Annotated in this window: 14 protein-coding genes; 7 read left to right on the top strand and 7 right to left on the bottom strand. The window is 56.0% G+C overall.

The window, feature by feature from the left end; genetic code table 11:
• The first annotated feature begins 87 nt into the window (after positions 1-87).
• Positions 88-897 (top strand): TIGR03915 family putative DNA repair protein, encoded by an 810-nt coding sequence (locus ACW9KT_RS15015; RefSeq protein ID WP_457081797.1) that lies wholly within the window; start codon positions 88-90, stop codon positions 895-897.
• Between the two features lie 97 nt (positions 898-994).
• The gene (locus ACW9KT_RS15010) at positions 995-2,134 is read left to right on the top strand and encodes an AI-2E family transporter (RefSeq protein WP_457081795.1); all 1,140 of its coding nucleotides are present in this window, start codon (positions 995-997) and stop codon (positions 2,132-2,134) included.
• On the opposite strand, the gene ACW9KT_RS15005 is transcribed toward ACW9KT_RS15010, so the two are convergent.
• Positions 2,135-3,058: an AraC family transcriptional regulator gene (locus tag ACW9KT_RS15005; protein ID WP_457081793.1), complete on the bottom strand. Its 924-nt coding sequence runs from the start codon at positions 3,056-3,058 to the stop codon at positions 2,135-2,137. It abuts the gene before it with no gap.
• A gap of 125 nt (positions 3,059-3,183) precedes the next feature.
• On the opposite strand from ACW9KT_RS15005, the gene ACW9KT_RS15000 reads away from it, so the two are divergent.
• The 3 genes from ACW9KT_RS15000 (at position 3,184) to ACW9KT_RS14990 (ending at position 5,773) form a co-directional block, all read left to right on the top strand.
• Positions 3,184-4,710 carry an aldehyde dehydrogenase family protein gene (locus ACW9KT_RS15000; protein WP_457081791.1) on the top strand — a complete coding sequence of 509 codons (1,527 nt, stop codon included), beginning with the start codon at positions 3,184-3,186 and terminating at the stop codon, positions 4,708-4,710.
• A 205-nt stretch (positions 4,711-4,915) separates the two neighbouring features.
• Positions 4,916-5,287: a hypothetical protein gene (locus tag ACW9KT_RS14995; protein WP_457081789.1), complete on the top strand. Its 372-nt coding sequence runs from the start codon at positions 4,916-4,918 to the stop codon at positions 5,285-5,287.
• 81 nt (positions 5,288-5,368) lie between these two features.
• Entirely contained in the window at positions 5,369-5,773 is a 405-nt protein-coding gene (locus ACW9KT_RS14990; protein WP_457081787.1) for a DUF779 domain-containing protein, read from the top strand.
• Positions 5,774-5,861: 88 nt separating this feature from the next.
• Here ACW9KT_RS14990 and nhaA read toward each other — a convergent pair whose 3' ends face one another.
• From nhaA to ACW9KT_RS14975, 3 genes are all read right to left on the bottom strand, one after another.
• On the bottom strand, positions 5,862-7,223 hold the full coding sequence (gene nhaA / locus ACW9KT_RS14985; RefSeq protein WP_457081785.1) for a Na+/H+ antiporter NhaA: 1,362 nt from the start codon (positions 7,221-7,223) through the stop codon (positions 5,862-5,864).
• 212 nt (positions 7,224-7,435) lie between these two features.
• Positions 7,436-7,903, bottom strand: coding sequence for a YybH family protein (locus ACW9KT_RS14980; protein ID WP_457081783.1), 468 nt, complete (start codon positions 7,901-7,903; stop codon positions 7,436-7,438).
• Positions 7,904-7,992: 89 nt separating this feature from the next.
• On the bottom strand, positions 7,993-8,541 hold the full coding sequence (locus ACW9KT_RS14975) for a YMGG-like glycine zipper-containing protein (protein WP_457081782.1): 549 nt from the start codon (positions 8,539-8,541) through the stop codon (positions 7,993-7,995).
• Positions 8,542-8,917: 376 nt separating this feature from the next.
• Between ACW9KT_RS14975 and ACW9KT_RS14970 the strand changes: the two genes are divergently transcribed.
• Complete coding sequence (locus ACW9KT_RS14970; RefSeq protein ID WP_457081780.1) at positions 8,918-9,823, top strand: manganese catalase family protein; 906 nt, start codon at positions 8,918-8,920, stop codon at positions 9,821-9,823.
• A 123-nt stretch (positions 9,824-9,946) separates the two neighbouring features.
• Here ACW9KT_RS14970 and pbpC read toward each other — a convergent pair whose 3' ends face one another.
• Positions 9,947-12,253, bottom strand: a complete 2,307-nt coding sequence (pbpC, locus tag ACW9KT_RS14965) for a penicillin-binding protein 1C (RefSeq protein ID WP_457081778.1) — start codon at positions 12,251-12,253, stop codon at positions 9,947-9,949.
• 857 nt (positions 12,254-13,110) lie between these two features.
• Here pbpC and ACW9KT_RS14960 point away from each other — a divergent pair.
• Positions 13,111-15,843: a S8/S53 family peptidase gene (locus ACW9KT_RS14960; protein ID WP_457081776.1), complete on the top strand. Its 2,733-nt coding sequence runs from the start codon at positions 13,111-13,113 to the stop codon at positions 15,841-15,843.
• A 93-nt stretch (positions 15,844-15,936) separates the two neighbouring features.
• On the opposite strand, the gene ACW9KT_RS14955 is transcribed toward ACW9KT_RS14960, so the two are convergent.
• Complete coding sequence (locus ACW9KT_RS14955; protein WP_457081774.1) at positions 15,937-16,719, bottom strand: protease inhibitor I42 family protein; 783 nt, start codon at positions 16,717-16,719, stop codon at positions 15,937-15,939.
• Between the two features lie 279 nt (positions 16,720-16,998).
• Entirely contained in the window at positions 16,999-22,542 is a 5,544-nt protein-coding gene (locus ACW9KT_RS14950) for an alpha-2-macroglobulin family protein (protein ID WP_457081772.1), read from the bottom strand.
• Positions 22,543-22,685: the final 143 nt, after the last annotated feature.

The raw sequence follows: 22,685 nt of genomic DNA, 5'->3' as shown, positions 1-22,685 counted from the left end.
GGGGCGATGTTTATTCTGACTTCGCCACGCCTCGCGGCCACCGTTGGAGTTACAGCTGCGCACTCATCCTGTTAGCTTATACTCAGCATGACCCACGATTATACCTACGACGGCTCTTTCGATGGCTTGCTGACGGTGCTGCTGGAGATGTACGAGCGCAAAACGCTTCCCAACAGCATTCAGCCAGCCGAGGCTGCGCAAGGGGGGCTTTTTACGGCCACCGTGCCCATTGCCACTAGTGAGGAAAAGGCGGCCCGCGTGTGGCAGGGTTTACTTAAGTACATGGATAAAGAGGCCCGCGCCCGCCTCTACCACGTATTCTTATCAGAGCGGCCTGACCGCGAGATCATCATTTGCCGCTACGTGCAGCTAGCCGTAGAGGCGAAGGGCCGGGTCGATATTTCGGAAAACTACACCAACGACAGCGTGCGCCTTGTGGCCGACATCGACAAGCAAATGTTCCGCGAAAAGCACCGCATGGAAGCTTTTGTCCGTTTTGAGAAAACGCAGGACGGCTTATTTCACGCCACTATTGAGCCCGACTTTGATGTGCTGCCGCTCATCGCGCCCCACTTTACCAAGCGCTACGCTGACCAGCGTTGGCTGATCTTCGACCGGCGCCGTGGCTACGGACTCTATTACGACCTGCACCGCACCGATATCGTGCAGTTTGAGGAAAAAGCCCCCCAGCGCTCCACCGACGTATCGGCCACGGTGTTGGATGAGCGCGAGCCGCTGTTTCGCCTGCTTTGGCAAACCTATTTCGACCACGCCAACATTCCGGAGCGCCGCAATCTGAAGCTGCACCGACGCCATATTCCGTTGCGCTACTGGAAATACCTGAGCGAAAAGCAACCCCGCGAGACGCGCTTCGAACCCATCAAAAACAAGCGGTAAAGTTGGTGCTCGTTTCGCCGTAAGGGCTTGTGTGGGTCAGTATAAATATCTTTTTTAAGTGACTTATGCGTAAAGGAGTATAGAAAAACTCCGATGCATGCTTGCTAAACTCCGCGCCTTGCTCACTGCGGCTGCTCCTGATCTTCCGCCACACCTCACGCGACCGGCTCCCGAACCCCGGCCGGCAGAGGCGCCATTTCGGCCAGTCCGCCAGCCTGATAGCTTTGCTAGTCGGGTGCTCATTGTGGTGGGCATTGTTACGTTTGTGGGCATTCTGCTCGCGTTTTTGTGGGCCAGTCGGCCTATTCTGCTGCTAGGGTTTGGAGTAGTGCTGGCAGCTGTATTGCTCACCGCGTTAAGCAAGCTAATTTGTAAAATCTCAGACCGTATCTCTAGGAAGGCAGGTGTAGGCATCGCTACAGCATTGCTTCTGGGCGCTACCGTGGGCTTTAGTGTACTCGTAGCCCCACGCATATCCGAGCAGATGAGCGCGCTTTCCTCCGAAATTCCTGCTTCTATCGCGAAAATAAAGTCGGAGCTGGCTGAGACGCAATGGGGCAACTTCGTGCTGGAACAAATGAACGAAGAGATGCCAACACCTTCCCTAAGCCGAGTTACGGGCTTTGTGGGCGGTACGCTTAGCACTATCACCAATCTGGTAGTAATCTTGGTTGGGGGGCTTTTTTTGGCTCTCGATCCGGGTTTGTACGTGAATGGCTTCACGCGCCTTTTTCCGGTAGCGCACCGGCGGCGGGCTAAGGAAGTAGTAGCCAGCGTAGCCGACAAGCTCGAAAGCTGGCTGCTGGGGCAGTTTATTGCCATGTTTGTGGTAGGCGTGCTTACCTGGGGCGGTCTGGCTTTGTTGGGAATGCCGTTGGCGCTGGTGCTGGCCGTTATTGCTTTTGTCTTTGACTTCGTGCCTTTCGTTGGGCCCATTGTAGCGGCTATTCCGGCCGTGCTGCTGGCCGTACTGGAAGGACCGCAAATGGTGCTGTATGTTGCCCTGATTTATTTGGGCGTACAGCAGGTAGAAAGCCTTTTGGTAGTGCCCATCGTGCAGCAGCGTACGGTAGCAGTGCCGCCCACTTTGCTCTTGCTTAGCGCGTTGCTGGGGGGCGTTTTGTTTGGCTTGCCGGGTACTATCATTGCTACGCCGGCTCTGGTCGTGCTTATTACGCTGGTGAGGGAGTTGTATGTGAAAGACACCCTCGGCGATACGACTATTGATGAGGACTAACTACCGGCACCGCTTCTTGTACAAGCCCGGCGTAATGCCCTCGTACTTCTTGAAAAGAGACTGGAAGTAGTTCGTATTGTTGAACCCCGCCCGAAAGCACACATCGGCCACGGTGGTAAGCGGGTTGCGCAGCAGGCGCTTGGCTTCGGCTAGTCGCTCCTGAATAACATACTCTACCGGCGTCAGGCCGAACTCGCGCTTGAACAGGCGGAAGAACGTGGCCTTGCTCATGCAGGCCAGCTCGCTCAGCTTTTCCACGGTGATCTGCTCCGTGAGGTGGCGCTTAATATACTGCACCACATGGGCAAAGCGGTGGGAGGTAAGATGCTGGGCGTAGTTGTGAAAAATAAGCTGCCGGGCCTGGGTTTGCATCAGCCGGATCAGTAGCTCCTGGAGCGTGAAAGACGCCAGCACGTCTTTGGTGGCGTGGGTTTCTTGGGAAAGATGAATGAGGCGCTCCAACGTGCCTGTGAGCTCTGGTGTATTAGTGAGGTGAGCGTTGTCGGCAATGGGCAGGCTCCAGGGGGCTTTTTCTTCGGCCAGCGGCAGACGCTCGTTTAATAAGTCAACAGTTTGGCGAATGGTATCGGCTGGGATAGCAAGGGCCAGACACTGGGTCGGGTTGGTGGCGCTGGCTTCGGGAAAATCAATTTCCATGAGTTGCTGCTCGCCCACAATTACTGATTCGCCAGGTAAATACTCGAACGCTGGCCGGCCTGCCAGGTGCATTACTTTTTTGCCCCGCAGCATGGTAGTCAGCACTAGGTTGCCCATGCTCAGCGGCACTTTGCTGGCCGTTTGGCGCGTCTCGAAGATGTTCAGCTCAAAAGCATCCAGCGAGTACACCGTACGATTTTCGACCAAAGTATGGAGCTGATCGGGGTGGCGCAGCGCGACGGGCGTGGGCAGGTAGGCTTGGGACATGGCGGGCAGACGAAAGGGCAGAAAAACTTGCGACGATAGGCGGGAAGACTGAGAGAATACTACACACTTTTGAGCAATAACGAAAGCTAACTTGGGCTAAGTGTTTCATTCATAACTCCCACCTCATGGAAACGTTAGAAAATCCCACCACTCTCATTGCTCGCCCCCAGTTCAAATCCCACTACGACAACTTTATTGGCGGCAAGTGGGTGGCCCCGGTAAAGGGCCAGTACTTCGAAAACCCCTCGCCCATCGATGGCAAGGCATTTTGTAAAGTAGCTCGCTCTACCAAAGAGGATATTGAGTTGGCCTTGGATGCTGCCCATGAGGCATTTAAAACTTGGGGCAAAGCCTCGGCTACTACTCGCAGCAACGTGCTGCTCAAGATTGCCGACATTATGGAAGCAAATCTGGAGCACCTGGCAGCCGTAGAAACAGTAGAAAACGGCAAAGCCATCCGCGAAACAATGGCCGCCGACCTGCCCCTAGCCATCGACCACTTCCGCTACTTCGCCGGCGTGATTCGGGCCGAAGAAGGCTCAGCCACGGAGCTGAATGAAACTACTCTTTCCCTGGTGATTCAGGAGCCGCTGGGCGTCGTAGGCCAGATTATTCCCTGGAACTTCCCACTTCTGATGGCCACCTGGAAAATTGCGCCTGCTTTGGCCGCCGGATGCTGCGTAGTGGTGAAGCCCGCCGAGCAGACACCTGCTTCCATTATGGTGCTCATGGAACTGATTCAAGACGTGATACCCGCCGGGGTAATCAACGTAGTAAACGGCTTTGGTTTGGAGGCTGGCAAGCCGCTGGCTAGCAACAAGCGCGTACAGAAAGTTGCCTTCACGGGCGAAACCACCACAGGTCGCCTCATTCTGCAATACGCCGCCGAGAATATTATCCCCGTGACCATGGAGCTGGGGGGCAAATCGCCGAACATCTTCTGCAAATCGGTGATGGATCACGACGACGACTTCCTCGATAAGTGCTTGGAAGGCGCGGCTATGTTTGCCCTAAACCAAGGCGAAATCTGCACCTGCCCATCGCGTCTGCTCATTCACGAGGACATTTACGACGAGTTCATGCCCCGCCTCATTGAGCGCGTAAAAGCCATTAAGCTCGGTCACCCCCTCGACCCTGATACCATGATGGGCGCCCAGGCTTCCAATGATCAGTACGAGAAGATTTTGAGCTACCTCGAAATCGGGAAGGCGGAAGGGGCCGAAGTGCTGGTAGGTGGCGAGGCTTACACCCAAGAGCACGACGAACTGGCCGAGGGCTACTACATTCAGCCCACCATCTTCCGCGGCCACAACAAAATGCGCATCTTCCAAGAGGAAATCTTCGGACCGGTGCTGTCAGTGACTACCTTCAAAACCAACGAAGAAGCCATTGAGCTGGCCAACGATACGCTCTACGGCCTCGGTGCCGGCCTCTGGAGCCGCGACGCTCATGAGCTGTACCAGATGCCCCGCGCCATTCAGGCCGGCCGTGTGTGGGTCAACTGCTACCACGATTATCCCGCCGGTGCTCCATTTGGTGGCTACAAAGCATCGGGTTTTGGCCGCGAGAACCACAAGATGATGCTCGCCCACTATCGCCAGACCAAAAACATGTTGATTTCTTATAGCCAACAGAAGCTCGGCTTCTTTTAGGCGGCGTGCGTGGTAGTACGACTCCAAAGTCATACTGCCACTATTGTTGCTGATTACTGAGTCTGCATGCATAGTTTAATGAAAGTGGAAGTACGACTCAAAAGTCATACTTCCACTTTTTGAGCTTTATTCAGGAAAAGAAACACAACGCTGAGTAGGCTGCTTGCGTCAAATAAGGCTACAACTAACTTCTTGATTTATAGATATGAGATTATCTTTCAAGCTTCGTCTTTTAACGGCTTATTTAGTGGTAGCTGCCACGGCAGCTCAAGCGCAGGAACTGCCGGTGCCAGGGGAGAAGAACCCCGACTGGAAGTTGCAGAAAACCGAAGAGCCCTATCCGCAGGCGTATCCGTCAGGTTCAAAAGAGTCGCCGGCCCCGATTGCTATGCCAAGCCCAAGAATACAGGGCGGCATGCTGAACGAGCAAGGGGAGTACGACATATTTTTTGATTCAAGCAAAGGAGTGCGCTACGACCTAACCGTCCTAAAAGAGCAAGGAACCGTGCGTGTACGAAATATGAGAACGGGCACCGAGTACACATATGCCCGCCGCAAGAGTATGCCCAAACAATAAGGTACAACGGCTAACCCGCTGTGTGCTAGTTTCACTTTGTCCGCTTCAGGTCCCGGACTTACTTCCTTAACCACCCGCCCCATGTCCACCGCCCGCGTCCTCGTAACTCCCGCTGCCGAAGCCACTATTGATCTGCTCCGCGATGAGCACGGCCCTCTGATGTTTCACCAGAGCGGCGGCTGCTGCGACGGTTCCTCGCCCATGTGCTTCGCGGCCGGCGAGTTTCGCGTGGGCGGCTCCGACGTATGGCTGGGCACCATTCACGGCTGCGACTTCTTTATGAGCGCCAGTCAGTTTGAGTACTGGCAGCACACCCAACTCACGGTAGACGTCACGAAAGGTCGCGGCGCCAGTTTCTCGCTCGAAATCCCGCTGGGCGTACGCTTTCTGATTCGCTCTCGGCTGTTTACGGAAGAAGAGTCGAAGCACATGGAGCCCGTGCTGGATGGGGAAGAATACCTAGCCCGCGTGGCGGAGAAAGAGTAGGTGGAGTGCCCTCCCCTCACGTTTTAAATCAATAAAAAAGCCCCCCACATGTAGTGTGGGGGGCTTTTTTATTGATTTAAAACGTGCCTTAAGAAACAGCTGGCTGCTTCTGGTTCGAATCATCAACAACCAGGACCGCGGGAGGCTGAGCCGGAGAGTTACGTAGCAGCAAATACCCCAGCACGCCCGCGCTAACGGAGGCAACCACAATAGCTAATTTGGCGACATCGGTTCCGGTAGATTTTTCCCCCAGGGCCAGTAGCGTGATAAAAATAGACATCGTGAAGCCGATGCCCGACAACAGACCCGCGCCCCAAATATGTCGCCAACCGATGCCCAGGGGCAGTGTGGCCAAGCCCAGGCGCACACTTAGCCAAGCCAGTCCACCCACACCTAAGGGTTTACCTACCAGCAGGCCCAGAATAATGCCTAAAGCCAGCGGCGAGCTAAGCTCCTGGAATACAGCGGGCTCCAGCACTAGGCTGGTATTGGCAAAGGCAAACAAGGGAATAATGCCGAAGGCTACTACCGAGTGGAGCTGCTCTTCCAGGCGCTGAGCGGGCGAGCTGTTGCGCAGATAAAGTACTTCCATCTCCTCACTAATTACGCGCGGGTCGGCAGTCTCTTCACCCAGCTCACTACTCATCAGCGTCAGACGTTCGTTCAGGTTGGTAAGCAGCTCCGCGCGGGTGTAAGGAATGCGAAACGGTATGGCCGCCGCCAGCAGCACACCAGCTAGGGTGGCATGAATACCCGATTGCAGCATAAAATACCACAGCACTACGCCCAGGGGCAGGTACGCCCACAGGGTGCGAATGCGCAACATATTAAACACGAGCAGCACGGCCCAGATGCCTAGTGCCCAATACAGAGAGGTGAGGTACAGCTCTTGGGTATAAAAGCCAGCAATAATGAGCACCGCCCCTAGGTCGTCCACGATGGCTAGGGCCGTCAGGAAAATTTTCAGGGCCAACGGCACCCGCGAGCCCAGCAGTTGCAGCACGGCCAGCGCAAAGGCAATATCGGTGGCCATAGGAATACCCCAGCCCTCAGACGTGGGCGTACCTCGATTGAAGAGAACAAAAACCAGAGCCGGTACTACCATACCGCCCAGCGCTCCCGCAATAGGCAGCGCAGCCTGCTGCATAGAAGAAAGCTCGCCCTCCAGCACTTCGCGCTTAATTTCCAGCCCTACAATCAGAAAGAACACAGCCATCAGGCCGTCGTTGATCCAATGCAACAGGCTGTAATCCAAGTCCAATGTATTGATGGATAAGCGCAGGTGGGTATCCCAGATGGCGGGAAAATATTGCGCCGGGCCCCAGTCAATGTTGGCCAGCACCAGGGCCAGCACTGCGCTGCCAAGCAACACAATGCCAGCCGCCGCCTCTAGGCGAAAAAATTGGGTAAACGGCCGCACCAACGGCCTTACAAGCGGAGGAAGTAGCATCAAGACAAAAGTTAGTTGCTCACCGGATGGCCTTTGAAGTACGCGAAAGGCTGAAAAGAAAAAGTGACTCCCACGTGCCAAGGCACACGGGAGCCACTTTATACTACGGCAAATGCATGGTTTGGATCAGCTTCTCAGGATACCCGCCGCAAACGATATCCTCGGCAGACAATCGGGCGTAACTGAATTTAAGCTTGCTGCCTAATGACTATCTACTTCGCGCGAACTGGCAAACCCTCTAGCTGAGCATAGCTTAGCTTCCAGCTGCCTTTGGGGTTTTTCTTCCAAAGCAAGATGAAGTTGCCCTCGCCTTCGCCCCGAGGCGTGCCGGGCGCCGACGGCTCCACATCTACGGTGTAGGTGCCGGCTTCGTAGGCCGTTTGCGCATCGGTGCCGGAGCTTACCACGTTGGTGCGCAGGTTGGAGATGGTACCCATCGTTTCGCGTACCCAACGGTTGGAGACCTCCGATTTGCCCTGAAAATGCGCCTCACCTTGCAGGAAATGCACATCGTCAGCGAACAGCGTATCCAGCTGAATAGCATTTTTGCTGTTCCAGGCACTGATGAACTGCTGGTTGAGCGTTTGGGCGGTTACGTCATTGGCGGCTTTCTCATTTGCTTTGGTGCAGGAAGCCGTCAGGAGCGCGGTAGCGGATAAAATCCAGAGGTAGGATTTCATAAAAGGGGGAAGATTAGAGTGAGGAGACTAAAGAAGTTCGCCGACTCTGGCACAAGGCCAAAGTCGGCGAAAGGAGAAAATGGGTGGGGTTACCAGCTCTTCCGGCGTACTTCCGAAGAAGGATAAGGCGTGTTGCGCTCCCCGTACGACTCATTGGGCAAGTAAGCTGCGTTGGAAGCTGTGGGGGCACCATCAGCACCTACTAGCATCAGGGGAGCCGTGGTGGCGAAGCCATTCGCCATCATGGGGTACTGCGGTTGCGCTTTGGCTGCTACGGAGGCTTTTTTCTCGGCAGCTTCTACGCGGCGGGCCAGGGTGGCACGCTCGGCGCGGTCGGCAGCGGCGCGGTTGGCGGCGGCTTGGTTAGCGGCGGCCACGCGGGCGGCTTCTTTGCGCTTGTTGTCGGTGCGCTTACCGATGGCGTAGCCTACGCCCGCACCAGCGGCGCCACCTACTACGCCGCCCACAGCGCGGTTGCGCTTATTAATAATAGCGCCGGCCGCCGCGCCGCCAACACCACCAATTACGGCTCCTTTAGCCTGCGGGCTCCAAGGCTTTTTAGTCTGGGCTTGAGCAACGCTGCCGAACGTCAGAGTGAGCAGCAGAACCAGGGCGGTGATATAACTGAGCTTTTTCATGACTTGAGTCTTAAGGTTAGGAATCTTATACAAATTCTTAGCAATTAAATACAAGCACCATGCCACGATGCAATTTTAGGGTGAGTGGCTCAACTAACGTAAGAACACTGAAAAAGGATAAAGCAGAACAGCAAAAGCAGTAGTGAAGCAAGTGCTTCGGGCTGGGCGGCATCGGCATTGCATAGCTGATCAAGCTACTGTTCAGGTACCTAATTATGTACCAAAATCCGCATAACCACTTACAAATGAATGTTTACTAAGTAGATTATTCCTCAAAACCCGTATTTATTAACCCGCTAAACAGAAATGAGAAACCGTATAGTTAAGGGTGGCCGGAATAAGCCGGCTGGCGATTCTTCATTTCATTTTTTCAGCTATGTTCTATCACGATAAAGAGTTACAGTACAAAGTTCGGGTCGATAAACCTAATCCCGTTTTTGCTCGGATGCTTCAGCAAGCTATCGGTGGTTTAGAAGGGGAGATTCGGGTGTGTTTGCAGTATATGTTTCAGGCTTGGGGGCAGCGCGGCCCTGTGAAGTACCGCGACATGCTGCTGGAAACCGGCACCGAGGAAATGGCCCACATCGAAATGCTAGCCACGGCCGTAGCCTTGAATTTGGAAGGTGCCCCAATGAGCATGCAGGATGATTTTGCCAAAGACAAAATGGTAGGCGCCATCATGGGAGGCATGGACCCACGCCAGATTTTGTCAGCTGGGCAGGCCGCTTTGGCCACCGACGCCAACGGGGTGCCTTTTAATGGCTCTTGGGTAGTCGGCAGCGGTAATCTGATAGCTGATATGTACGCCAACGTAGCCGCCGAAAGCACCGGGCGGGTGTTAGCTACGCGCCTCTGGGAAATGACCGACGACCACGGTATGAAGGATATGCTCTCTTTCCTGATTGCCCGCGATACCATGCACCAGAACCAATGGCTGGCCGTGATTGAAGAAAATGGGGGGCTGAAAGGGGCGATGCCGGTGCCCAATAGCTTCCCGCAGAGCGAGGAAGTACAAAACTTCAATTATGCATTCGTCAGCACCAACATTCGCGGCGACGGCTCACCCGTGGGACGTTGGATGGAAGGTAAGTCGCTGGACGGCAAAGGAGAATTCCACCTTGTGATGGCTGAACCTATGGGCGGCGAGCCTCGCTTGGCTCCGCCAGATCCGCGCGGCCATGCTCAAAAAGAGCAAATGCCCGTGCAAGACTCCGTGATGGGAATGGTAGCCGATAAGATAAAAGGCGTGATGAGCGGCAGCGGCGGTAACGGCCACTCGTGATTTTATGGGTTAACTGGTGAATGATATAGTAGCGTAATTATAAGTTTTATAAAAAGCCCCAGTCGATTGCATTTGCAGTTGGCTGGGGCTTTTGTGTAAAGTAGTGAGGGTTAATTAAGCTCGCTATAGCTCGGTGACTGTAATTTGAATGTCCGTATTGCGGCCGTGGTCATCGGCGCAGGATATCTTCAGCGGACCTTTCTGCGGTTTAAAAAACACGCGTTCCGTAGCCGGCGCGGCGCGCAGGAATTCATCATTCACGTACCAATACACCTGTCGTACTTCTGTATCGGTGGTGCAGCTAAGTAACAGTTGCTGACCTTCGCCCCGATTAAGCACATAGTCGGTGCCGGCCAGCGGCGACACAATGCTGGGGGCCTTTTCTGGGCCACCGCGCACGAGTTGACACGTAGGGTTGTGTGGGGGCAGCCGCCGGTTCGGTAATCCTTGTGTTTCGCGAAAAGCGGCCACGCCGGGGGGCAAATTGGGGTACAGCTCACGCCGAAAACCGGCCGCCGGCGCACAGGCCCGGCAATACACGGCTGCGCCATCGGCCGCTACCAGCACCTCGCGCTGGTGTTGGCAGCGTTGCGCCGAGGATACGCCGGGCAGAAAATAATCGATCAGCTGATTGGGGCAATGCTCGCCGGGCGGGCGGCCACTCTCAGCGCACACCAAGCGAAAGTCGAGGCTGCTGGGGGGCAAAAACCAGTTGTTTGGCGAGTTGTAAGCCAGCGTATTAAATAAGTCAAATAGTAGGGGAGTGGCCACCTCCGAGCCTGTCAGTGCCGGCACCCCGTGTCCATTAAAATTGCCCACCCACACCCCAATGGTGTACTCGCGGCTGTAGCCAATGCTCCAAGCGTCGCGGCGGCCGTAGCTGGTGCCAGTTTTCCAGGCAATTTTGGGCAAGTGGCGACTGGTTTCGTAACCTACGGGCAGATCGGGGCGGGTGAGCTGGGCGAGAATATCGGTGGTGAGGTAGGCGGCGGCAGACGAAATAATTTGCCCCCCAGTAGCCTCATCAGTTCGTCCCCTCTCCGTTTCAGAAAGAGTACTAGAGGGTGAGGGAACCGTCGAGGTCCACGCCAGCGCCTGATACTGACCTCCATTAGCCAGCGTCACATACAAGTTGGTTAGCTCTTCCAGCGTGGCCCCACAACCACCCAGAATAGTACTTAAGCCCAGATGCGGAGCCTCGCGGGCCACGCGCCGAAAACCGGCTTGGCTGAGCTTATCGGTGAAGGTGGGTACGCCCAACTCGGCCAGCACGCCCACAGCCGGAATATTGAGCGAGAAAGCCAGGGCCCGCTCCACGGTTACTTCCCCGTGGCAGCGCTTGTCGAAGTTTTCGGGGCGGTAGCCGTGGAAGTTGGTGGGCACATCGGGCAGAAGCTGCTTGGGCGTGAGCAGACCACGGTCGAGGGCTAGGGCGTAGAGGAAAGGCTTGAGCGTGCTGCCTGGCGAGCGCACGGCTTGAATGCCGTCGTTCTGACCTTGGTTGGCGGCGTCGCTGAAATCAGCGGAGCCTACGTAGGCTTCCACGGCGCGCGTCCGGTTGTTCACGACCAGCACCGCCGCGTTCGTAATGCCCAACGAGTGCAGGCGGCGCACATAGTTGCGCGTCAGGTCTTCGGCCTTGGTTTGCTTGGCGCGTTGCAACGTGGAACGAATGCTGGCCTGGCCCACAAACCGCTGCACTAGCCGCCTCGACAGGTGCGGGGCCAAAGCTGGCGCGGGGTGGCGGCGCACCTCCATCGGCTCCAGTAGCGCGTCCGCTATATCTTGCTGGGGAAACAATTTTTGCCCCCCAAAGCGCCGCAGCCAGCGGTTTCGCTCTTGCCGAATGGCTTCGTTGTTTTTGCCCAGAACCAAGCCCGTTGGACGGTTGGGGATAATGGCCAACGTCACGATCTGGGCTAGAGAAAGGTAGTCGGGCGTCTGCTGAAAATACAGGAGCGCCGCTGACTTCACGCCTTCCACGTTGCCGCCATAGGGCACCAGGTTCAAGTACAGTTGAAGGATTTCGTCTTTGCTATAATGTGCCTCCAACTGCACGGCGCGCAGCATTTCGAGCAGCTTATTCCCTACGGTGCGCTCCTTGGGCTCCAGCAGGCGCGCCACTTGCATGGTGATCGTGCTGGCGCCCGTCGTGCGGCCTTTGGCAAAAACATTACGCGTTGCGGCCTTTACAATTGCCAGCGGATTGACGCCAAAATGGTAGTAGAAGTAGCGGTCTTCCTTCTCAATGATGGTGGTGCGCAGAACGGGCGTTATTTCGTTTAGCTCCGTTTTCATCCGCCACTTCTGCGTGGGGTTGAGATAAGCGTGCAGCACGGAGCCGTCGCCGGCCAGCACAATGGGCGAGTACTGCGGGGCGGGCGGAAGAGGAAAAAGTCGATCGAGGCAAAAGGTTAGCAGCAACCCCATCAGAAGGGTTGCTACTAGTCGCAGTGCGGTTCGCCGAGTCATAGCCAAATATAACCGCAGTCTAGCTCCAATACCAGCGCATCATCTCCTTGCTGTAAGTCTCAGTGCCACGGTACGACGCTTCTGCCAATTGTAAGTTCATCGACTTGGAGATAAGCCAAGTTAAATGTGGTAAGTCGCACCAGCAGATACTGGAATGGCTACTATATCGCGCAAAGTATATGTCACAAATTACTCTTGAATTTTCCTTTTAGGCCAGCATTTATCAGCGATTCCGTGAATCCGAACTGATACCTGTTCACGTAGCCGTTTTTTAGTTGGACGCTTTTCAGAAGATGAATGAGGATTTTGCATCTATTAAACATAGAATAATTAGCTATTATAAAAACACTGTATTTATGATTTACTGTGTCACAAAATCATATTCATATTCCTTTTATATCGGCGAATTGTAGGACTAATATTGTCATGAAATCGGGCGGTTTTCAATGCGCTGTTTTTATAAATGATGTTGTAAAAACAGCAAAAAGCTGCTTCTAGAGCTTTAGAATGAGGATACAAGGCCGCTTTGAGCAATAAGGGATGTTCTCAAGTTTCGCCTTATAAATAAGGAAAAAGCGCGCTACGTTTAGCTCTAAAATAAGGTTTCAATTTGTAATCAAACAATTAAAAAATAAAATTAAATAAAAGCAAAATCCGCCTTTTATATCGTAATCGTATGTAGTGTGAATTTAGTGATAATAAGTAGATAAAGAGAGCTTATGCAGCTCCTGATTATCGACTTTTTATTAAAGCTTTTTCCAGCTTATCTGTCTGCTTTCTTTCTTCACCAACCTCTCTCTATTCCAAACCACTACATGAAAGGCAAATTCCTAGTAACCCTCCTTGTGGTTGGCCTTAAGGTCAGCACATCTTTTGGGCAGGCAACGGTTGATCCGGAGCTGCGTGCCGCCCTCAAAACCACCCCTCTTGCGCAAGTAATCGTCACTTTCAAAGGCGATGGAGCGCCACAAGCCACCCAATTAAGCTTGCTCCAACAACTCGGTATTACCAAGGGTATCACCTTTCGGGCCCTGCCGATAGCGGGTGTATTGGCCACCGCTAGTCAAGTCGATGCACTGGCCAGCAATCCCCAGGTACGGTCGCTTTACATCAACAAGAAGCTCGACTACTACAACTTCGACGACACCAATCTGACCGGCGTAAAGCGCCTGCGCACCGATAAAGAGACGACTGCCCGCAACGGTGGCACGCCCGTATCGGGCAAAGGTGTTGGGGTTCTCATCAACGACAGTGGCGTGGATGGCACCCATGACGATATCAAGTTTGGCCCCCACCTGGTACAGAACGTATTGGGCTCAACCAACCTGAACTCGCTTGATGCGATGTTGCCCGTTACCTACGTAGAAGGCGTTCCGAACACCGACACGAACTCGGGCCACGGCACGCACTGCGCGGGTACGGTGGGAGGTAATGGTGCTAAGTCGGGGGGCAAATATGAGGGCGTAGCGCCCGGCGCTAATCTATTGGGCTACGGCTCGGGTGGCGCACTGCTCGTACTCGACGCCATCGGTGGTTTCGACTACGCTCTTACGCACCAGGCGCAATACAACATCCGCGTTATCAGCAACTCTTTCGGCACCAGCGGCGACTTCAACCCTGATCAGCCTATTAACGTGGTAACGAAGAAGTGCTACGACCGCGGCATGGTAGTCGTGTTTGCGGCCGGCAATGAAGGCCCAAGCGCTGACACGCACAACCCCTACGCAATTGCCCCTTGGACTATTTCGGTAGGTGCCGGCGACCGTAATGGTTTGCTGGCTGACTTCTCGTCCCGCGGTGTACGCGGCGAGCAAGGCACCTTCACTGTTGATGGCGAAACCTGGACTTTCAAGAATGAGCCTTCTATCGTAGCTCCTGGCGTAGACGTGGTATCCACTCGTGCTATTGCTCCAGTGTCCTCTTTGGGTGCACAGCAAGATGCTGAAGTGCTTCCTCCCGGCCAGATTCCGTTCTACACGCACAGCAGCGGCACTTCCATGGCTACGCCGCACGTAGCAGGTATTATAGCTCTTTTGCTAGAAGCCAAGCCTTCTCTCTCCCCAGCGCAGGTAAAGGAATTGTTGATGAAGACTGCCACTAACATGCCCGGCCATGAGTCGTGGGAGGTGGGTGCAGGCTACGTAAATGCCTTTGCCGCCGTTGATCAGGCCTTCCGTTCTTCCGCTTTTGGCTCGACGGTAAACGCTACGCGTCGCTTCAACAGCAGCGTGAACGCGCAGACTACTACGGTGCCTTTCACTATCAACTTCAACCCCATTCTGACCACGGGTAACTCGCTTACTTTCCCCGTAAACCCTGGCACGAACAGCGTAGAAGTTAAAATTTCGTCAAGAGGTCTTTTGGGCGAAACTGGCAACCTGACTAACCTAGTTTTGATTGATCCGAATGGTGTTCGTTACACCTCAGGTACGCCCGTTACGTTCACACTCACTACTGATCGGGGCGTAGCTGTAGCTTCTCCCATTGCTGGCACTTGGACGGTGGCCGTTGAAGGTTTGCGCGGTGTGGCTTTGCCCGAAACTGTTACAGGTAATATCTCGCTGCTCACGCCGAGTGGCACTACAAACCTGGCTGACATTGTTGGTCACCCAGCAGAGGCTGCTATCAAGATGGCAGTAACCAGCCGCCTCGTCGATGGTTTGACCACTGGTTTCCAGCCTAATGCTAACCTGACCCGCATTCAGCTTGCCGACTATCTGCTGATGGGCCAAGGCATCCGCCAGTATTTGCCCCCCAGCGGCAGCCGCACTTTCTCCGACGTAACTACTGCCAACGACATTCTGCTCACTGAGGCAGTAGTCGCTAAGGGAGCGGCCCAGCGCGACCGGTTTCACCAGTTCAACGGCGTAATGCGCCCCGCAGCTACCGGTACTTTCTCGCCTGCTGGCACCGTTAGCCGCGCCGAGCTCGCTTATTCATTGGTGCAAGGCTTAGGCTTTCAGCAATTTGCCCTGGAGCGCAACGGCAAGCCGGTAACCGTACAAGTAAACGGCCGCACAGTTGCCATCGACGACGCTTCCAAGATTCCAGCCGGTCTGGAAGGCTACGTGAGCATTGCTCTTGAGCTGAACCTAATCAATGCGTACTACACGGTGAAGCAGGGCCCATTTGATTTACAGCCCACTATTCAGGCTACGTTCAAGCCCGCCCAAATCGTAACCCGCGCTGACTTCGCTGTAATTGTGAGTCGCACGTTCCCACAATACAACGCCCAGACGCAGCCAACAACTGCGGCTAGCACAAGCGCGGCTACGGCCTCCAAAGGCGCGGTAGCTCAAGAAACGGTAGCTTACCCAAACCCTTTCTCTGGCACCACCACCATCAACTACTACGTGGCCGAGGAAGGCCCCGTGAGTGTGGAAGTGTTCAGCTCAATGGGCCGCAAAGTGCAGACTTTGGTGTCGGGCTCGGAAACAGCTGGCAACCACCAAGTGAAGTTCGACGCTGGTAACTTGTCGCGCGGCACTTACCTGTACAAGGTGAAAACCGGCGCCAATGTGACCACCAAACGTCTGGTAGTACAGTAGATCATTTTTCTAGGATAGCTAAAAAAGAAGCCTGCTCCACGGAGCAGGCTTCTTTTTTGGTTTTTGCGAACGAGATAAATCTAAAATGGCCGCTTATCGAGGGGGCTCGGGCACTTCCACCTCTAGCTCAAAATCCCGCTTCGGTGGTGCTTCATTGTCGGTAGCGTTGCGATACAGAAAGCGGAGCGTGGTTTTGCCAGGGTTCAGTGCTTGGAAGTTGAAGGTGACATCCTCGGGAATTTCCGCTTTGCGCCTTCTGGTCTTTTTCTGCGACCTATCAGCATCGGCCTGCACCGTTACGAGCTGAATAACCTGATCGGCAATAGGCATTACCTCCCACTTGTACTGGGCGCCGGCGGTGTTGTCGAGCTTAATCTGGAGCTGGTCGCCCTTGTTTACTTTCACCCTACTGTGGTTGCCATATTCACTGACGTTCACGTTTTTGGCTACTCCCGGCTGGTCGATAGTGATATAGGCGTGAAAAAAGCCCCCCAGCGGCGAGTAGCCCGAACCCGGCAGCGCCGACACCATTGCCAGATCGAGGCCGCCCGGACCAATTGCCTGAAAGTGGACTTCAAATGTAGCAGGAGCCCCCGGCACCCCGCTGCTCACGCCAGGCAGACTGTGCGTGGTAGTCACGGATAATTGGCCGGGGTAGCTTTGCACCAGCCGCCAGCCAAAGCGCGGCGAAATGGTAGGTAAGCGCACCACCAGCTGATCGCCAACGGTTAGCTGTACCTGTTTGCCGTTGTCCGCCGCCGTCAGCGTGACTATATCAGCACGCGAAGGTGTTGAGAACAGAAAAAGGCTAATACTGAAAAACGCCAGGAGCGAGCAGCGCCATGGCAAGCGCAGAGTGGATGAAAGCAGTTTCATAGGTCGTACACGAGATAGGGTTATAGTAACAACACAGCCGGCGCTTACAAAGTCGCCGGCTGTATCTAGGTATTGAAATTGTGTACGGGGAAAGTCTGAAAAAGCTTCTGCTGAGCTTGTTAGGCGCTAGGCTAAAGCGCCGCGGATTAGATCTGGAAAAACGTCTGTCCTCCTGAGCTTGCGAAGGACCTTATCTCACCAGAGCAAGTCGTTTTTACCTCATTTTTTCGTCGTTGATAAGGTCCTTCGCAAGCTCAGGATGACAGACGTTTAATATTATCATTTGACCTTAACCACGCCCGAACCATTATAGCTGTGGTACTCTGCGTTATACATCGCGTCCGCACTTACTGGACCTAATTTAAATGTGCCTTTCGATACGGCGCGGGCCACGTAGTAGAACGACTTGAGTTCGGCGGTGGCGGTGGTGAAGAGGTTGAGGCGGTCGTCGCGAAGGTCGAGGTAGTCGGGTTGGGCGGCGTCGGTGGCCCAGGCGATGTCGCGGATGGCGCCGATGCGCGGGTTCTCGATTTCCAGGCCGGCGGGGAGAAGGTCGGTGATGGCTACGTTGGGAATGTCGCCGGCGGCTTCGGGGGCTTGCAGGGTTATTTTTACGATGACCAGGTCATTCTGCTGGAAGGTGTTGCCGATGGGTTGGCCGGCGCGGTTCAGGTACTGGCGGCGCACGCGCAGGTAGGCGTCCTCCTCCTGAATTTGCCCCCCAGGACTAATGCCTTCCGTTTCCCAGAAATAGTAGAGGCTGCCGGTGCCGCTGGTACGCAGGCTGAGCGCGCGGTTGGCCACGTTGTTTACTGTGAGGTCTTTGCCTGAGAATTCGCCCAGCTTTTTACCGTCATCTAATAACGTGGCCGTTGCGGTGCTGCGAGCGTTTTGGCGGGCAATTTTACCTAAAGCCAACAAGCCAAAAGCGCGCTCTTGAGTGCTGAGCCAGCCGGCTTGTTTCATTTGGCGACTGAGTTGGCGGGCCTGGGGGGCAATTTGGGGATTATTGGGGTCAGCGGCGAGCAGGGCGTTGAGGGTGAGGGCCTGGTCGCGGACAGGGGAGGAGAAGCTGCCGTCGAAGTAGCGGCGGGCGGCGGTTTCAGTGCCGAGGCGGGCGGGCAATACGGCCTGGAAGCTGCGCTGGTCGCCGTTCAGGGCGTAGGTGGCGGCCAGCAGCACGCGCGAATCCTGGGAGAGGAGCTGGCGGTTGGCTTTATAGTAGTTCAGAGCCACGGCATCTTGGCGGCCGGCCAGGGCCAGCACGTAGAGCGAGTAGGTGATTTCCTTTTTGGCGATGGTCTTGAGGTGAATGGCGTTTTGGGCGTCGAGGTAGTTATAGGGCTCGGTTTCGCGCTTGCGGAGGCGGAATTGCAGGTAGGCGAGGATTTTATCGAGCACAGCTTTGTTTACCTGGAAGCCGGCTTGCTGAGCTTCGAGCAGGAAATGAGCGGCGTAGGCGGTGGCCCACCAGTTGTCGTAGTCGCCGCCGGGCCAGTAGCTGAGCGAGCCGTTGTAGAGCTGCTGGGCCTCCACCTTGCGGATGGCTTCCTGCACGTGGTAGTTCGGATTGTAGCCCGCGGCTTTGGCTTGCTGGCCTTTCTGCTGGCTTAAAGTCGCGGCCAAATCGCCGTAGTAGAGCTGCGGAAACGCCGCCGACACGATTTGCTCGAGGCAGCCGTAGGGGTATTGCAGCAGGTAGCGCAGGTCCTTGGCAAACTCCGTCATCGGCGAGCGACTGACAACCAACTGGCTCCGCAGGGAAGCCGGCAGGAAGTCGGTTTGTAGATTCAGGTTCTGAATTTGCCCCCCAGCCACTACCCCGGAACCAGTGCGCTTCTGTAGCGGCGATGCGGGACGGACGGGGAGTTCGACTCTCTCATAGAAAGCTTGAACACCAAATCTACTATCTCCAATATCAATAGCTGACTCTATGATCGCCACACCTATTCCCGTAGCATGTAGCTTGAAATAAAGTCTCTTTTCAGCACCTGGTAAAAGTGTTATTTGTTGGTCGGTGTCATCAATTACTTCTAAACCGACGCGCTCATTCTTTCCTGTGAGAACGTTGAATTTATTCTTCATGCTTGCTAAGCTTGCACTCACATTCCTGATGGGCTGATCTGTTGTATTAGTATATGTTACAATCGCCTCAATCGTGTCGCCGGGGCTTAAGAAACGGGGGAGGCTGGTGCTGATAACCACCGGGTCAGCGACGCGCATGGTGTGCTCGGCGGCCCCGAACGCTTCGCCTTTGTAGGCCACGGCCATCACGCGCAGAGCGCCCGAGAATTGCGGCACGCGCACCCGGTAACGCACTTTGCCCTGGGCATCGGCACGGAGAATGCCGCTCCATTTGGCTACCAGCTGCACCCGGCGCGAGGGCACGGGCGTGGTGCGGCGGCCGAGGTCGTAGCCGTCGCCGCCGGTGCTGGAATTGCCCCCCAGCTCGGGCAGCAGGAAAGGGTACACGTCGTAGGCCTGCACTTCCAGGGCGCGCTTCTGGTAGAAGTAGCCGTAGGGGTCGGGCGTGCGGTAGTCCTTCATCTGCAAAATGCCCTCATCCACCACGGCCAGGGTCACGGCGGCGCGGGGCGCAGTGGTCACCTCAATGGTTTGGAAGGTTTGCGAACGGCTCTGCTGGGGGGCTTTTATGACGACAGAGAGCTTGGTGCCGGGCTTTTCCACGGCCAGCGGCACGAAGCCCCGTGCCACCGTGAGCGGCAGCCGATTGTCGGTAATGGCCCGAATGGCGGTGGCCGTCACGTACACGTTGGGCACGTGGCCGCCGGTAATCGGGATGCGCACGCGGGCCGATTTCTGGTCGGTGTTGACGTAGAAATGATTCAGCACTTTGTCGCGCTCCACGGTCACGAGCACGCGGCCGGGGAAGGGCGTTTTGAGCAGTAGGCTGGCCGTTTCGCCGGGCTGGTAGCTGGCTTTATCGGCCTCAATCGTGACCTCGCCCTCGTTGTTTACCTCAAAGGAATTGCTCTGGGTGTCGCCAAAACCGTAGGCGTAAAAGTGGCTGGCCACGTAGGTAGCGGCGCCGGGCCGGGCCACGCGCACCTCGTACTCGCCGGAGTAAGTAGGGGTGAAGCTGAACGCCGTTTCCGCCCCCGATTTGCCCCCCACGGTGCGCGTTTGGGTGGTCACTACCTCCTCGCGCTTCTGCGAATTATAGATATACCGGCCACCCTGGCGCTCAATCACCGTTTCCCAAAGCAGCCGTACCACGCGCACCTGCGCCTGCGCGCTCGTTGGCTGGCCCTGGGGCGTGAGGGCCACCAGTTGCGTAGAAACCGCCTGCCGCGTGCTGACCAGCTCGGGCAGGTTTTTGATGCCAAATAGCACCGGCTGAGTCTCGACCTCAAAGGTCGCCAACCGATTCACTGGCCTCCCCGATTCGTCGAATACGGTGGTAAAAGCCGCGCCTTCCAGGGTGCCTAGGTCTGTGTAATCGGGAACTTCGTAAGTGGCGGTGCCGCGGCCGGCGGCATCGGTGGTGCCCTCGCGGGTGGTTTTCTCGAAGCGGTCGGAGATGGGCGTGGCTTCCTGGTCGTAGCCGTTGCCGCGCTTCCGCTCGCCGCTGCTGATGCGGAAGGTGTAGCCGGGGAAGTTCTTGGGCTTGAAGGCTTTTTCCTTGAGCGAAAACTCCACCTCAAGCTTCCGGTCAGCAGCGGGCGGGCCGAACAAGTTGAGCGCCGTAATCTGGGCCTCCACCGACTGGCCGGGCTTGGCCACGGCGGGCGCGGCTTGCACGGTTACTTTCAGGCGGTCGGGAATAAACTCCTCCACGCTGATCTGGCGGGAGGTGAGCAGCACGTCGTTGCCGGTGAGCACCTCCAGGGTGTAGAGGCCCGTCATGATGGCGGGGGGCAAAATGAAGCGCGACTCAAACGCGCCGTCGGCCGATAGCTTCTGGCGCAAGCTCGCGTACTCCTTGCCCGTGGGCAGCAGCAGGCGCAGCTTCACCGGCAGATTCGCGGGCGGCGCCTGCCAGGCTTCGGTGCGCACAATGGTGTTGGTGCGCACCGTGTCGCCGGGGCGGTAGAGGTCCCGGTCGCCGTAGAGGAAAGCCTGGTAGCGGGCGGCGTTGCTTTGCAGGCCGCCCACGTCGAAGCGCGAGGTCTCGACCCGGCTTTGAGGCAAGTTCAGAAAGGTAAAATCGGCGTCTTTCTGGGCCGTAATCAAGCTCAATCGAAACCGCGACGTAGCCGCCGTGCTATCAAATACCGCCACGCCGTCGCCGTTGGTGGTGCCGGTGCTGATTACCTGGTTATTGCTGCTCACGAAGCGCACGGAAATGCCCCCCAGCGGCTCCGCCGACCGAATGGAATTGGCAAAAATTAGCGTGCGACCCTTCAGCCCCTGCTTCACAATCAGCCCGATATCGGACACGGCCACCAGCTTGCTTACTTGCAGCCATTGCCGCTCCGTATCTTGCACCCGCACCACGTACAGCCCCTTCAGCGGCCCCGAAAATTCCAGGTCCTTCAGGCTCAGATTCAGGAGCCGCAAACCACCTTGCTTGGGCAAACCCGCCACCGTGTAGGTGCGCTCGGTAAGCACGTTGCCCAGGGTTTCGGTGTCGTAATAGTGGTAAGAACGGTCTTCGTATTCGCCTTCTTCACCTTCGCCGCCCTCGCTGTAATCATCTTCCCCACCGCCGTAGCCGTACTGGCGGCCGCTGCGCAAGAGGTGCTGAATATTATTGGCGTACACCTTGGCAATGCTCACCTTCACTTTCTCTACCTCCGACACCCGCAAACCCAAATTGCGAGCCCCCAACGCATTCAGATACATAGCCTTGTCGCCGTGGGCAAACGCCAGACTAGGCCGCTCATCCACAAAGGAAACCGATTGCGAAAACGCCTCTTCCAACTGTCCGCCCAACGCCCCCCGAATACCAGTTCCCAACCCTAGTTGGTAAGTCTTATCAACGTCGAAGTTTCCTTTCAGCTTAAACCCACTTTCCAGCGCCTCCACCGAGTACGTCGCCGCGGGCTGCACCTTCAGCAGACCTTCTACCTCGCTCGCCACCACCGGCTGACTGGTCAGCACCGTAATCACCGGCTCGCCCTCCACCAGCGCGGCCGTCGCTTCGCGCACTAGCAGCGTTTCCTGGCTGGGTACGGCGGCCTGGGCCGTCAGCGGTTTTTGGGTTGGCTGGTCGCTGCCCACGGCCCGCAGGCCCGGCGCTATTTCCAGCTGTAGCGGGTTGCCCGGCCGCAGACTTTGCGTCAGCGTCACGCTCACGGTGCTGTCGGCCTCGGTCGAGGTAAGTTCAAACGCCACCGGCTGCCCATCCTGGCTTACCCGCAGCAAGGTCTGTACCTGGCTGGGCTGCACTAGGTAGTTGAAACGAAGCGTCGTATGGGCTTCCGCCGTGCCCGCCGCCCGCCGGCTTTGGCCCCAATATGCCTGCGCCTCCCGCAATTGCAGGTAAGGCGTGTGAAACCGCGTCCGGTCCAGGGCTGGGGGGCTTTTTTGTTGACTGGGGGGCAAATATTGGGGTTGCAGTGTGGCTGTAAACGCCGTAGTCGGTCGAAACGGCTCCAGGGGCGAAAACGTCAGCTCTCGCTCGCCAGTCCACTTGAACTTACCCCGCACTGCTGGTTCGAAGCGCACGTACTGAGTCGTGTCCCAGCGGTTGAGCTGGGCTTCCTCCGCTACGGCCGCATCCAGCTGAAACACTAGGTTTTGGTAGGGGCTAATTTCTTCACCATCAGCTGTATCATTGTTGGTGCTAGGCTTGGAGCAAGCGCACAGCAACGCCAGCAGCACCAGCAGCGGCAGGCGAGGAAAGCGGAGGGGATTCATGAGGGAAGGGAGGGTGCGTAAGGGCTCAGGAAGATATATAGAAAACGCGATTGTATTTATTGCTGCCTATTTGAATCACGCATTTGAAGCATAAATTAGGTGTCAGATTCTTTTACATATTTGCCTAAGCAATGCAAGAGCTT

It is taken from the genome of Hymenobacter sp. HD11105 (genome assembly GCF_054051685.1).
The sequence above is the reverse complement of the archived record's forward strand: the minus strand, read 5'-3'. Positions and strand labels throughout refer to the sequence as shown.